The organism is Salinispora pacifica CNR114 (genome assembly GCF_000514775.1).
GTDB classification, from domain to species: domain Bacteria; phylum Actinomycetota; class Actinomycetes; order Mycobacteriales; family Micromonosporaceae; genus Micromonospora; species Micromonospora pacifica.
Genome location: NZ_AZWO01000045.1, coordinates 20,744 through 34,004 on the forward strand (window position 1 = coordinate 20,744; position 13,261 = coordinate 34,004).

The window sequence follows — 13,261 nt, forward strand, 5'->3', positions numbered from 1 at the left end:
ACCTGACAGCACCTCACACTTCCTTACACGGCCTCACAACCGCAGGTCCGGGCCGTGCGCTGCTCGATGATCGCGATCTTCTCGGCTTGGTGGGAGACAGGCCGCGAGCGTCACCGCCCCAGCCGGGCGGCTACTACCCGATGGTGGTGGAGGTGACTGGGTGCGCGGCGGTGTCATCGTCGAGACCAGCGCGTGTGAGGGTTTGTTGGTAGCGGTCGTGGAGCCAGGCCGCGGCTTCGTGGTCGCCGAGGGCGGTGAGGACACGGCCGGCGTGTCTGTGTAGCTCGGCGTTGTAGGGGTCGATGCGGATGCCGGCCTGCAGCAGTCGGAAAGCACGGTGTGGGTCAGGTTCCGCGGTAGCGAGGGAGACGCAGATGTCGATGATCTGCCGACGGGTTGCTTCGCGGATGGGGTCGAGCCATGGCCAGGTGCGCGTAGCGGCAAGGTCGGCGGGGTAGGCGTCGAGGACGGCCTGCCACGCGGCGTGGGTGTTGGTGAGCGTGGAGGCGGCGTGGTGAATGGCGGCGTTGAGGTGCCACAGGTCGACGTTGATGTGTGCGGGGTTGAGGCGGTAGCGGTCATCGACGTGGTCGATGGCGGGGAGGCCGCCGGCGTCTCGGATGGTGCCGCGTAGATCGCTGAGGGCGGTGTAGAGCCGTCCGGTGAGGGAGCGGCGGGGAAGACCTGGCCAGATGGCATCGGTGAGTTGTGCGGTGTCGGCGCCGGTGGGGTGGGCGGCGAGGTAGACGAGGATGTGGAGGGCGGCGCTGCGGCGGACGGCGAGGGGTTCGCCATCAAGGAGGAGTTGGGGATCGCCGAGGACGCGCAGGTGTAGCCGCTGGCGGGCCACCTGGTGGCGGAGGGTGGGTTCGTGTCGGGTGGTCTGTCGTGGCAACCGCGGGTCAGGCGGATGGGGCAGGGGAGTAGCGCGGGGAGCGGTCGGCCCGCCTGGTGTCGGGTCGGGAACGGCGATGAGGGCGAGCAGGTCGGTGGCCGCCATTTGGTCCAGGACGCACAGCCGTGGCCCGGTCCTCTCGGAGGCAAGGGGGTTGTGCAGGTGGCCTGCCGAGTCGGCGCGCCAGGTCGGGCCGGCCGACCATTTCCCTAACGCGACCACCGCGGCGGCGGTGGTGACGCTCGCTTCGACAAGGTGCTTGACCTGGGATTCGTCGCCATCCTCCTCGCTGAGGAGCACGATCTGCCGATGGCGGGCCGCACGTGACTTCCTGTCCTCGGGCCCTGGGACGGTGTGCGGTTCCGCGCGGTGGTGGGCGGCGTGGACGAGTTGCGCTGCTTCGTCAAGGTTGTCGACGATTGTCAGCGGCAGACGCCGGCCGAGTGCTTCTGCGGCAGGCCCGAGGAGACTGGCAAGGGCTGCCTTGGTGGTGATCAGGGATGTTGTGGGATGTCGGTGCCCGGCGAAGAGGGCAGTGACCAGCAATCCTCGGCCGACGGGCAGCGCGCCCGCGCCGATGAGACCCACGCCGCCAGCCGGCAGGACGTCAACGAGGGCGGTAATCCCGATCGATGGAGCCGGTGCGGCTAGTGGGCGGGGGCTGTCGGCGAGTGCGGCTTGCACCGCAGCGACGGTGGGAGGCAGCGAGGCGAGGTCCGAATTGTCACGGCTGGCGTTGCGCGGGTGGTAGTCACGGCGGCGACGTAGCCATACCAACGCTGCAGCAGCGGTGACCTGCGCGGCGACGTCACGGGGCAGCCAACCACCGGATACGACGATCCCGTTTTCGTGTGTGACCTCGCCGGGACCGTCAGGACTGGCCTGGATTTGAAGCGCGACTGGGCCGGACGACACCGAATGCGGTACGGCGGTGGTGACGTTGGTAGTGGTGACGCCGAAGACGGCGGCGCCGGCCATTCCGCTGGCCGTGGCCTGCAAGGGCGTCGGCAGCGGCAACCGCCGCAGCCATGCCGAGGTTGCGCGTAGCCGGATAAGGACCCGCATCGCAACGGTGTAGGCGAGCATCAGCCAGACCAGCCATGCTCCGACTGTCAACGCGGCAGTGAGTGTCTGCTCGGTCAACGGCTGCTGCACCCATGCCCGCGCCTGCTCCATGCTCGGCCAGCCACGGATGGGTGGGCCGATCAGGGTCAGCAGCACCAGCGGTGGACCGGCCAGCAGTGCAAGAAGGAACAGCAGTGACATCAGCCGCCGTGGCCAGCGCACCTCATCCACCTCCATCCGCAGCCCGCAAGGGTGCCGCGGTGGCGGTCGAGGAATGAACGACGCGCGTCCAGATGCGGGCCATCCACCACACTGCCACCGCAATCGCATAGCAGATGGCGAGGATGCCGGTAGACGGCGCGCCAACGATCGCGGCGCTGATCACCGAGACCGGTGCGGCCAGGATGACACGGAACATCAGCGGCGTCACCAGCGCCATCACGATCCCGGCACCCAGGAACAGCCCGCCGACCCGTCCCGCAAGGTCGATCCACATCACCAGGTTCGGCCACCGGGCCGCGGTCAGCGAATACTGGATCAAGCCCATGCCGACGGCGGCAGCGATGATCGAGCCGGTCGGTACGGCCAGCAGCGCCGACCAGCCGCCGTGCGGCGTGCGCCACTGGCGGGCGGCCACTACTGCCATCGCCGCCGCCAACACTACGATGGGGACTATCGGCCACAGCGCCCAGCGCAGGAAACTACCCACCGGCAGGGCGAAGTACTGGCTGGTGACCACCGCATAGAGGCCCGCGATAGCGGCCCCAAGGGAGACCGCAGCCAGAATGCCGACACTGACCTTCCCACCCTCTGTTCGGATGTCCGGTGTGGGACTACGCGCAGCGATCAGAGAACCAAGGACCGTTCCCGCGGCGAGGCACCCCAGCAGGGCGAACACGGCTGCCAGCGCCAGACCACCCCAATTGAAGTCAACCCAATAGTGCAGGCTCAGGGCGTTGTTACGTTCGGCGGTCACGATGCACTGCCAGATCAGCGCCAACGAGGCGAAGCCCGGTACCGCGATTCCGATAGCTCTACGCACCGGCGGCACCGGCACATCTACCGCACCCCCCACGCCGTGACTTGCGGAGCCAGCCTCGGCAGCCCCGAACGCCGCGACGAACTGCGGCTCGGCCACAACAGCCGGCGTAATCCCCGTCTGCTCGGCGATCGCCTCGCCCAAGCGCGGTAGCCGAGCGCTGCCGCCTATGCAGTAGATCCCCGCCAGGTCACGGGCCGACAGCTCAGCGGCGGCGATCGTCTGCTGCGTCAGGTCCGCGACGCGTCGCACCACGGGCCGGACAGCATCGTCGAGCATGGCACGGTTCGCGATGACAGGCGGCTGGTCGGCAAGCGGTACCGTGACCGCCGGGTACGAGAGCAAAGCCTCCTTCGCAACGCGGGCGCTTTCCGCCGTCACCCATAGCGCTGCGCCGTCCCCAGCCATGTCCCGACCATTCGTCAACGCCGCTGCCAACGTCGAATCGACGCTGGCACCGCCCGCCTCAGGGTCCGCCAGAGTCGCAAGCACCTCGAAGCTTGCCGCCGTCCGGCGTAGCACCGTCACCTCAACCCCAGCCCCGACATCACAAACGACCACAAACGAACCCACCGGTAGCCGCACACCCGTTGACGCCAGATGCTCCGCCACCGCTACCGGGGCCTCCACCAGACGAGGCTGGGCCAGACCCGCCCGATGCGCGACCTGCCGCATCCAGGTACGCCGACGTGGCCCCCACCCCGCAGGCACCACCAACCGCACATCCCGCACCGGCCCACCAGCAACCCGCTCAGCTTCAGCAGCAGCGCGACGCAGCGGCGCCGCGGCAAGCTCCACCGCCTCCACCCGCGCACCATCGACCACCAGCTCACCCTCGGGGGGACGACGCGGACTCGGAACCAACCTTGCCGGCTGAGCCTCGGCGGCCTGCCACGCCTGCTGCCCCGTCCACACCCGACCATCGCTGTCGACACACACGGCACTAGACAGGAACGGCATGCCATCGAACGGCAGCACCGACGCCCTACCGTCGGCCCACGCCAGCACCGCCACAGTGCTGGCACCACCACAGTCAATCGACAGCCGAACCTCTACCCCCATCGACGTAGTCAAACATGAGGATCACACTCACGTCACCCGTCGATCACTCACCGAAAGCAGGACCCCGAAGGCATTGGCCGGCTCGGTGCCGGGTCCCATAGTTCGGACGGTTTGACCTACGGCGGCTGTCGAGTCGCAGCGAGCTCAACCGTTGAGCCGGTGTGATGGGCAGCCATCGGCGGGATCCCTCTGGCTTACGATTGGTCCTTCGTCGGTCAGACGGGTGTGCCGCTACCGCTGATGGGAGCGGCGCGGCGACGACGCCGCAGCTCGCGTTGGGCCTGTGCACGAGCGCATTCGCGGCTACAGTACTTGACGCCTTCGGTGCGGTTTTGTCCGAACTCGGCTCGGCCGCGCTGGCGGACGAAGGGCCGGCGGCAGGGTTCGTTGGCGCAGTGGCGCACTGTGGCCCGCTCGGCCATGTGGTTGTACAGCTGCAGAAATGACGCCGAGTAGATCGTGGCCTGGCGTTCCTCGAGTCCTCCGATGCCGATGCTGAACTTGCTCAATGCGGCGCTAAGTACGGATTCCAGGGCCGACAACCGGGAGGCGACCGTCATCTTCCGGAGGTCATCCAAAGTGACCTCGTGGACATCGCACGGGTTGTCCAGGCGGAACTGGTCTAGCTGTTGCTTGTCCACCTCCGCTTCGACGAGGGCTTCGATCCCGCCCTCGGTCTGGCAGGCCAGCCACGTTCTGATTGCCTCGTGCGCTAGAGATAGGTGTACTTCGACGTCGCGGCGGTGATGCCCGACGCGCCACGGGCTGTCGTCAGGGTCGAACGGCACGTCCTCTAGCCAACTCTGCGCCTCGAAGTCGAGATCGTTGCGGTCCATGTCGACCAGTGGCCCGTAGGTCCGCATCAGCGCGGCCGCAGCCTCTAGGTCCGCGGGCGGTGTCGCCAGCAGCTCGTGCAGATAGAAGTCGGGTGGCAGGTGGACTGCCTCCCCTCGTCGGGGCGCGATGCGCCACAGGACCCAGTCCCCGTCGACCTCCACATCGAGTAGCGGGCGTAGGGGCGGCTGCGCGACCACGGTCCCCGGCCACAGCGTAGGACGAAACTGTGCAGGCATATATCACGCACCGTCCTTGTTGATTGGAGTGGTTCGTAGGACGCTTGTGGAGAGCAACGTACTACGGCCCGGCAGGACCGCGCAACGCAGACCCAACCCCGACCGAAGGGCAGACGCGTCTTGGATGACTTGATCATCGCGGGAGAGCGGCAGCGAGCACTCAGGGATAGCGTGTCCACGCCCCAACCCCAGTACCTGCAAGTGTCGACCGTGACCCCAGACCTCCCGCCAGCGTCCGACCGACACGAGATCACCAGCAGGGTCAGCTGCTGGCACGTTTGGCCCCCCGAACTAGAGCCGGACGGTGCGTGCGAAAGGTGCCACCTGGCCTATCGCAAATGGTCCACGTAGGACCCCAAAGGACCGGCTCGCCAGCGGAACAACCAGTGCTCTGCTCTGAAAGCCAACTGCGCCGTACAGCGCCGCGGCAGCTGCCGGGCTGTACGGGGTGCGTCGAGGCGGTTGCGCTGTGCACTAAGTTTCATAGGAACATCTAAGGAGGTTGGTCGATGGCTGCTGGTGGCTCCGCATCCGCGCAAGCTGCCCGGCACCGTGAGCACGCACAGTTCCTTACCCGTCAGCTTCGTGAAGCGCATCGGGCCGCCGCCCGGTGGAGCGCGGCGGCGGCCGGGGAGCGGCAGGTCGCAGCTGCGTTGTGGGCGCTGACCCGTTCGGGCTGGACACTTTTGGTTGATCGGCGGTGGCCCGGTACCGCGACGGCGAACGTCGACATGATTCTCGTCGGTCCTGCCGGGGTGTACGTCATCGACGTCAAGAACTGGCGCGACGCCCCGCAAATTGTCGACGGCGAACTCAGCGCCGCCGGCCGCTCGTGTGCCGCCGAGCTGGTGAAGCTGCAAGCGGTGACGCGCCGCGTTGAAGACGCTCTGGCCGACATGCAGATGTCACCCGTGGCCGTCGTACCGGTCATGGTCTTCGTCGGGCGGCAGGTCGATGAACGGCTAGGCCGTGTTCACCTCGTCGGCATCCACGAACTGCTGCACGCCGTCACCAGCGCCCGGACCCGCCTGCAATCTCCGGTGGTCCGCGCGGTGGCGGCTCACCTGACCGATGTGTTTCCGGCATACGAGGCGCCCCAGCTACCCGACACCGCCACGACCGACGTCCCGGCGCGCACCCCGGATGAGCCTGGAGAGCTTTTTAATGTGGATGACCTCGCTGCCGAGCAGCTACGCGTTGCGCGGGAGCGGCCGGTTGAGAGTTGGATGACGTTCCTACACCCCGACCAGCTCAGCCTGGTGCGTCGCCGGTGGGGCGGCCCGGCGCGGATCACCGGCGCCGCCGGCACCGGCAAGACAGTCGTCGGACTTCATCGGGCCGCCTACCTGGCCCAGTCCGGCGGACGGGTGCTGTACGTCACCTTCGTCCGCAACCTGCCGCAGATACAGAAGCACCTGCTCGAACGGATGGCACCTGCTGGTAGCGATCGGATCGAGTTCACCAGCCTGCACCGATGGGCAGTCACCTTCCTGTCGCAACGGGGAATTTCGGCCCGCCTCAATGTAGCCAAAGCCGATGACTGCTTCGCCCGCGCCTGGCGCACCCACGGCCGACACACCTGCCTCGCCGACCTCGAGCCCAGCCCCCGCTACTGGGAAGACGAGCTCCGCCACGTCATCAAAGGCCGCGATATCTCCAGCCTGACCAAGTACATTGCCGCATCGCGACCGGGCCGACGAACCGCCCTCCGTAAGGCGCACAGGGAAGCAGTGTGGGCGCTGTACGAGGAATACCAGCGGCTACTGAACGAACGCGGCGTCCAGGACTTCCCCGACCTGCTGCTCACCGCCCTCGCGGAACTGCGCCGCCACCCCACCGACGGCGGATACACCACGGTCATCGCCGACGAGGTGCAGGACCTCACCCTCACCGGGGTCCGGATCCTGCACGCCATCTCCGGCGAAAGCCCGAACGGTCTGCTGCTCATCGGCGACGCCCAACAAGCGGTCTACCCCGGCGGCTTCCGCCTCGCCGACGCTGGCATCAACATCCGAGGCGGCCGCGCCGAGGTCCTCCACGTTAACTACCGCAACGCCGCGCCCATCATGCAGGCCGCGCTGAACGTTCTCGACGGTGAACCATTTGACGACATCGACGGCATGACGATCATCGCCCCACCGGCCATCGAGATGACCTACCACGATGGCCATGTCGTCCACTCACCCTCAAACTCCCGCCCCATGCACGACGCAGCGCTCCGCAAGGCATTGAAGGCTCTCGCTGTGCAGTCCGACGACGCGTTGGCGGACGCGGCCGTGCTGTGCGCCACCAAACGCGACGTCGACTACTATCTCCAGATGCTCAGAGCCCAAGGGCTACCGGTACTGAACCTCGATGACTACGACGGCCGCCCAGGCCAGGTGTTGAAAGTCGGCACGTATCTACGAGCCAAGGGCCTTGAATTCAAGTACGTATACCTGCCCTGCCATGATCGAGGGCTCAAAGCCGCGCAACTGGGCGGATCCGCCGATGTGGACCGGCTCGCTCTTGCCCGCCGGCAACTATTCGTCGCGATGACCCGCGCACGGGACCTGCTGTGGCTCGGCTCGATCACCGGCGGCGCTCCCGCCACATCGATGAACGGGTGCTGAGCATGATCGCTACGCTACCCCTGCCGCAATACCGACGACGCTGACTGGCGTGCTCTCCAGCCGATATGCGAATGGCCTGACTTCACGAGGTGGTCCTGGCTACCCAGAGCGCCTCAAATTGTGGGGCGGTCTCTATAGCGTTCGACTACCAGATCATGCGAGGCTGACTGAAGCCGCGTCCGGTCCTGACCGTCGGCCAATAGGGGGCTGCGCGCGGCATGGTGCATGCACCAGAGGCGCGGGTACCAGGCGGGGTATAGGGCCGGTCCCACCGGGCCGGGTTGCTATCCCCAGAGGGGGTTTGATCAGGTCCGGAGGTAGTCGAGTGCCTTTAGAAGCCATGAACGACTGGACCTCGCACTGCCGGTGCCGAATGCTACAGCGTTACCGACGACAGCATGTCGCATAGCGGTTTCCAGGACGAGGCTTGGCGACTGAGGTTTCAATGGCCGCCGGGCCGGTTTCGCGCCCTGGGGATGTGCGAGGCAGAGGTCAGCGGCATGCCAGTCCCTGGCGAGGGCGGGTGCCATGAGCGGGCCTGGCGGGGGCGATGGCGGAGAGCAATGAGTCCACTCTTAAATGGAGCGATGGATGTCTATCGGGTGGCGAGGTGAGGTCGAGTCCACCTGGAGGTGCCACACGCATATTCATGGTTGGGTTGGGGGCTCTTCGGTGCTGCGGGTCAGTGAGCATCGAGATGGTAGTGACGGTACGTGCTATATGGGTTGCACCGTGTCGCGCAGGCGTGTCTGGGGCGATGTTCCGTAAGGTCTAGCAGCTAGAGGGTTGCGGGCGGGTGCTGCTTCTCCTGAGGTTGATGTGCCCGGCTGGGCTTGCTTCGAGTGGGCCGCGGTGGGGGTGCCGTCGTTGACGCCCGCCCTGGCTGTCGCATGGCTGACAGTTACGGGGGTGTGGCTGGTGACCGGTGACGAGTGGGGTGGTTGCGCGAGGGCTGGATGTCAGGCGTGGGTCGCGGGGTGTCGTTCGCTGAAGGTGAGGAGGAACGCTCGCCATGAATCGTCGGGAAAGGACAGCGCGGTTTCGGGTGCGATGGAGTCGAAAACGGCGACGTTGTTCTGGTAGCGAGACACGGTGACGCATTGAGCGTGGTCGCATCTGGAGCTACGGCGTGTCCACAAGGATTGTGTGTGCGTGTTTGCTTCCATTCTTTTCTCCAAACGATTGTTGAATTCGTCATGGGTGGTGTTGTCGTTGCGGCTGGTGTCGTGGCGCGACGGGTAATGCTTGGCGGTGTGTGGCGAATCGTGAGATCTACCCAATCGTCCTCACGTTCCGTCTTGGGTGTCGTTGCGCTATGCAAGCAGGCTAGCAGGGCAGTGGCGGTTTCAGCTATGAATGGCACCCTTTTCCACCCTGGCGAGGGGCGACTGAGGTGGTCTGCTAGCTTATTGCGACCAGCTGCGATCCAGCGGGCGGAAGCACACTGCCAGTGGCGAGTTATCTCGTTCACTCTGCCTGTAGCGATTATCCGCAGGAAGGAGTGGATCTGATGACGAGTAGGCCAGGACCGATCACGAGCCGTAGGCGTCTGCGTATGGCCCTACGGCAGCTGCGACTCGCCGGTGATCACGCCCTCGAGGACATCCGGGCTGAGATGGACTGGTCGCTGTCCAAGGTCATGCGGATCGAGAGTGGCATGGTGAGCATCTCCGTCAACGACCTCCGCGCGCTGCTGGCGTTCTACGGAGTCGCTGATCCCGATGAGGTCGACCGTCTTGTGGACATGGCGCGCTCGGCGCGTCGACGACACTGGGCCGGACAGTACCGCGAGTACGTGTCTACCTCCTATATGGACTTCTTGGGCTATGAGGACGATGCCTCACGAATCAGCCAGTACCACCCCTTCCTGATTCCCGGATTGCTGCAGACCCAGGACTACGCGCGGCTGGTGGCCACAGCTGGCCCACACAACCGCAACAGCCAGGCCGTTGAGGCGCGGGTACGGCTGCGTATGGCCCGACAAGACCGCGTGTTCAGCAACGACCGACACCACTCAGTGCGGTTCGTGTTGGACGAACGCGCACTCAAGCCAGTCCATGACCCCGACGTGATGCGGCACCAAATCGACAAGATCCTCCACCTCCTGCCGCGACTCGACCTAGTAATCCTCCGGCAGGACAGCGCGGCCGAACCCGGATTCGTCGGCCCGTTCTCCTACCACGAATTCCACTCCGACCTTGATCCCGACGTCGTCTACCTCGACAACCAGCCCGACGACGTGGCCCTCATCGAAGACCCTGACATCGTCACCCGGTACAAGACAGCGTTTCGTGAGCTGTCCGACCAGGCCGTCCCAGGAGCCAGTGAACCCGGACGCAAGATCCTCAACCGCCACGGCGGTCACTAGCCCTCTCGATCAGCGCGTGAGGCGTGACGGGGTGCTGGCACCCGTACCGTGTCATCCGTAGACGCCGAACCCGCGCCGCGCCACTGGTCGGCCTGCCCGGGACACCCCTGTCCGGACATGAACACATACCCCACCGGCCCGCGATGCAGGGGAGAGGCCAACACGACCAGCAGCGCACCCATCAGCGCTGCCATGCCGGTATCCGCAACCATCGCTCCAGCCACCAACGCCGTAGCGCACGCACCCGCCCGGCTGGCCGTGTCCCGCCAGGATGTCGACACCGGAAGCCAGGAACCCCCCGCCAATGTGGTCTCCAGCGGCGACCGTATGAACGACACCGTCGAGTCGGACACTCGGTCCGCCATCACCTCACGACCCGAACTCACCATCAACTCCTAACGCACATGCAGGATGCAACATCCAGTCTGCCGCTGGCGATCTGCCTGTGGCAGGTTAGCGGAGACAGAGTCACACCGCACACCAGTCGATACGGCGTGTCGTACTACAAGAGACAAAGCGCAGGCGTCCACCGGCCAAGTGCCCGCCACCCCACCACCAGCGGCGTCTTCCGCAGCACATCCTCCTCGGCGGCGACGACGTACGGCTGCGCCTGGACCTGGACAACCACGCGGACCTAAAGCCGTCCGTTTGGATCTGGTGACACGGCCCCTACTGACACCCGAATTCCCGTGCTGGAACGCAGGTTGGCGCGTCACCTGACGCCGTTCGCCACGTGAGAAGGAGACGCACCTCGTGACCGCCCTCGACAGCCCCATCGCCGGCCGCCCTTACGACCGGCACCACCGTCGGCTACCCGGTGGTGGGTTCACCTGCGAACGGCTCGGCTGCACACACGTCAACGGTCGGCCCGAGCTGCTGCAACGGGACCTGGCAGAGGAGCTGGTCGACGTCGGCTAGGAGCCGCCCACGCTGGTCGCTGACTGAACGCCCGGCCCGGCGCCGTTCTGACGTCCGGACCGGTCAGCCGTCGGCGGTGACGTGCTCGCACACCCTGCGCGGCCGGTAGCCTCCCGGGACGTTGACACCGATAGTGTCCCAGAACGCCGGTGACCCGTCGATGTGTCCGCCGAGCGTGTGCCAGGCGTAACCGGGGTGCTCCATGCGCAGCGCCGCGAGGCCGGCGGCGGCGAGTCCGCGGCGGTGGTAGGCCGGCAGGGTGTGCGGCTGCTCCACCCAGCCGATCCGGCACCGGCGACAAACTCGCTGGTTGGCTGCACGCTGCACCCGGCTATCTCATGTAGAACATGCAGCGTGGAGGGCCTCCGCGACGGCATCCTCTGCCGTGTCTACATACCGGAGGCCGGGCACGAGTTCACCGTCGGCCTTTACGACCCGCCATCCGCCGAGTGCCACGACCGGCACGTGTCCCCGGCGCATGGCGAGAGCGACCTCGCTGAGGGTGCCCCAGGAACCACCAACACTGATCACGGCGTCAGCGCTCCACACGATGATGGCGTTGCGGGCTTCACCCATGTTCGTAACGATCGTGGCAGACAAGTCTGGGCAGGCACCGTCCTTGCTGTCGTTGGGGCGGATGCCGATGACAACGCCGTTCTTGGTGCGTGCACCGGCTGCACAGGCTGCCATGACGCCTACGCCTCCGCCGCAGATGATCGTTGCTCCCCTGTCGGCCAAGAGTTCGCCGACGCGCCGAGCGTTCTCGACATCGTCGTCTGTGCAGTATCGGGGTCCACAAACGGCTACTTGAACGGCCACGCTGTCATGCCTCCAAGGTGAGGGATTGATGTCAGTCCGGCGAAGCAGGCAATTCACGTGAAGCGGTGTACGCGCAAAAGAGATGAATGCGCTCCCGTAGTTCGGCAGCGAGCGCCGACTTGGCGAAGGTCTGACTGGTCAGCGTTCGGTCTGTCGCCTTCATGCGCTTAATCACCGGCAGCGTCCGGCTCTCCGTCGGTAAGGAGAATATCGGTTGCAGATGCTCTTGAGCGCCGTCGAGGTCGTTCAACGCGAGGTGCGCCGCCACCAGGTCAACCTGTGCCGCAGCGAAGAACTCGGGGCATTGCTCGAGGTCCGGCTGCGCCGCGAACAACTCCAGGGCATGTGTAGCCTCGGACGCCGCTCGCTCGAAGTTTGTCTTGCCACCGAGGGCTAACCTGACCTCGCTTGCGTAGTATGCGGCCTTGCCGAGATTGAAGTGGAACACCCCTCCTGGCCCGTCCCCATCTGGACCTACATGTGACCGAGCCGCCTGGGCCGTCGCCAGGGCACGATCGGCCTCCCGGTGATCGGCGGCTGCCGCGTGCGCCCGCGCTTCCTGACTCGCGAGCCTTAGCAGGCTCGTGCCGGCAGTGGCATACCGCTGGCCGCTGTGGGCCAACTCGGCGGCTCTGCCGTAGTCGCCGTTCCAGTAGGCGACGTTTGATTGCACCCAGCGAACGTAGACACGTAGGGCGTCGTCCTCCGCGAGATCTGCACAGAGCCAGGCCGTACGTGTATGGGTGTCGGCGGCATACGCTTGGCCAAGGTCCGCGCAGGTGTGGGCCAGAAGCGCACAGAGCTGGCCGGCGACCTGGTACAGGCTGGGTAGCACGGCCGGGCGTTGGCGGTCATCGAGTAACTCGAAGACCTCTGCTCGCAGTCGGGACAAGGGCCGAAACATCGCAAACGGTGGGCGCATCAGGTAGTCATGCGCCATCTGGCTGACGTCAGCGCCGAGCTGGTCAAGGACGTCTTGGTCTACAGCTCCTCGCGCTCGCCGCACGAAGCGTGCGGACTCTTCGGCAGACATCGCAATCTCCTCGCTTAGCGCGCCGTCCCCGGACAGGCACGCCTTGTCGACGTGTACCTCCTCCGACGGTACGACGCCGTGGCCGGAGGTTGTCGACAGGCCCAGCGCGATCTCAGCGATCGGCAGCGCCCCCGCAGGGTGCGCGAGCGTGGCCGGCGCGTCCGCGCCAACGGTAAACAGTTGCGTGGTGGTCAGCCCTGGGAAGAGACCTTCAAGGATGCGACACGAATCCGGGTGCGGCAGACCCTTCAGGTCGCATGCTAGCCACCGGGCAANTTGGGACCGGCTTGGGTAGCCACCCACAAGATCAGGGTCAACCCGCTCGGCAACCCGATCCCACTCCTTACAGAACGTCGAGTACTTCTGCCAGTGACGCT

General features: G+C 66.1%; 11 protein-coding genes. 4 read left to right on the top strand and 7 right to left on the bottom strand.

Annotated features, from left to right (window positions below; translation table 11 throughout):
* Positions 1 to 133: 133 nt before the first annotated feature.
* The 3 genes from B118_RS0121875 to B118_RS0121885 form a co-directional block, all read right to left on the bottom strand.
* A complete protein-coding gene (locus tag B118_RS0121875) occupies positions 134 to 2,182 on the bottom strand; it encodes an AfsR/SARP family transcriptional regulator (protein ID WP_238324083.1) in 2,049 nt (682 codons plus the stop codon).
* A 1-nt stretch (position 2,183) separates the two neighbouring features.
* Positions 2,184 to 4,061 carry an Hsp70 family protein gene (locus B118_RS29645; RefSeq protein WP_050592856.1) on the bottom strand — a complete coding sequence of 626 codons (1,878 nt, stop codon included), beginning with the start codon at positions 4,059 to 4,061 and terminating at the stop codon, positions 2,184 to 2,186.
* A 215-nt stretch (positions 4,062 to 4,276) separates the two neighbouring features.
* Positions 4,277 to 5,059, bottom strand: coding sequence for a hypothetical protein (locus B118_RS0121885; protein ID WP_028193456.1), 783 nt, complete (start codon positions 5,057 to 5,059; stop codon positions 4,277 to 4,279).
* 584 nt (positions 5,060 to 5,643) lie between these two features.
* Between B118_RS0121885 and B118_RS0121890 the strand changes: the two genes are divergently transcribed.
* Complete coding sequence (locus tag B118_RS0121890; RefSeq protein WP_028193457.1) at positions 5,644 to 7,746, top strand: nuclease-related domain-containing DEAD/DEAH box helicase; 2,103 nt, start codon at positions 5,644 to 5,646, stop codon at positions 7,744 to 7,746.
* Positions 7,747 to 8,705: 959 nt separating this feature from the next.
* Here B118_RS0121890 and B118_RS33495 read toward each other — a convergent pair.
* Complete coding sequence (locus B118_RS33495) at positions 8,706 to 8,912, bottom strand: DUF397 domain-containing protein (protein WP_272945110.1); 207 nt, start codon at positions 8,910 to 8,912, stop codon at positions 8,706 to 8,708.
* 389 nt (positions 8,913 to 9,301) lie between these two features.
* Here B118_RS33495 and B118_RS0121895 point away from each other — a divergent pair, with 389 nt between their 5' ends.
* The 3 genes from B118_RS0121895 (at position 9,302) to B118_RS32545 (ending at position 11,032) form a co-directional block, all read left to right on the top strand.
* On the top strand, positions 9,302 to 10,114 hold the full coding sequence (locus B118_RS0121895; RefSeq protein ID WP_028193458.1) for a helix-turn-helix domain-containing protein: 813 nt from the start codon (positions 9,302 to 9,304) through the stop codon (positions 10,112 to 10,114).
* 192 nt (positions 10,115 to 10,306) lie between these two features.
* Entirely contained in the window at positions 10,307 to 10,513 is a 207-nt protein-coding gene (locus B118_RS31945; protein ID WP_028193459.1) for a hypothetical protein, read from the top strand.
* 354 nt (positions 10,514 to 10,867) lie between these two features.
* Positions 10,868 to 11,032, top strand: a complete 165-nt coding sequence (locus B118_RS32545) for a hypothetical protein (protein ID WP_018727860.1) — start codon at positions 10,868 to 10,870, stop codon at positions 11,030 to 11,032.
* 63 nt (positions 11,033 to 11,095) lie between these two features.
* On the opposite strand, the gene B118_RS0121915 is transcribed toward B118_RS32545, so the two are convergent.
* The 3 genes from B118_RS0121915 to B118_RS0121925 form a co-directional block, all read right to left on the bottom strand.
* Positions 11,096 to 11,308 carry a hypothetical protein gene (locus tag B118_RS0121915; RefSeq protein ID WP_018820069.1) on the bottom strand — a complete coding sequence of 71 codons (213 nt, stop codon included), beginning with the start codon at positions 11,306 to 11,308 and terminating at the stop codon, positions 11,096 to 11,098.
* Positions 11,309 to 11,368: 60 nt separating this feature from the next.
* Positions 11,369 to 11,908, bottom strand: a complete 540-nt coding sequence (locus tag B118_RS0121920; RefSeq protein ID WP_309225178.1) for an SLOG cluster 4 domain-containing protein — start codon at positions 11,906 to 11,908, stop codon at positions 11,369 to 11,371.
* The coding region (locus B118_RS0121925; RefSeq protein WP_028193460.1) for an NsdA family TPR-like regulatory protein at positions 11,883 to 13,261 on the bottom strand (1,379 nt) is incomplete at its 5' end. The genes B118_RS0121920 and B118_RS0121925, both read right to left, overlap by 26 nt.

Coding starts and splice junctions, on each gene's coding strand:
- B118_RS29645 (WP_050592856.1), bottom strand. CDS start 4,061: ATGGGGGTAGAGGTTCGGCTGTCGATTGACTGTGGTGGTGCCAGCACT.
- B118_RS0121890 (WP_028193457.1), top strand. CDS start 5,644: ATGGCTGCTGGTGGCTCCGCATCCGCGCAAGCTGCCCGGCACCGTGAG.
- B118_RS33495 (WP_272945110.1), bottom strand. CDS start 8,912: ATGGAAGCAAACACGCACACACAATCCTTGTGGACACGCCGTAGCTCC.
- B118_RS0121895 (WP_028193458.1), top strand. CDS start 9,302: ATGGCCCTACGGCAGCTGCGACTCGCCGGTGATCACGCCCTCGAGGAC.
- B118_RS31945 (WP_028193459.1), top strand. CDS start 10,307: ATGCCGGTATCCGCAACCATCGCTCCAGCCACCAACGCCGTAGCGCAC.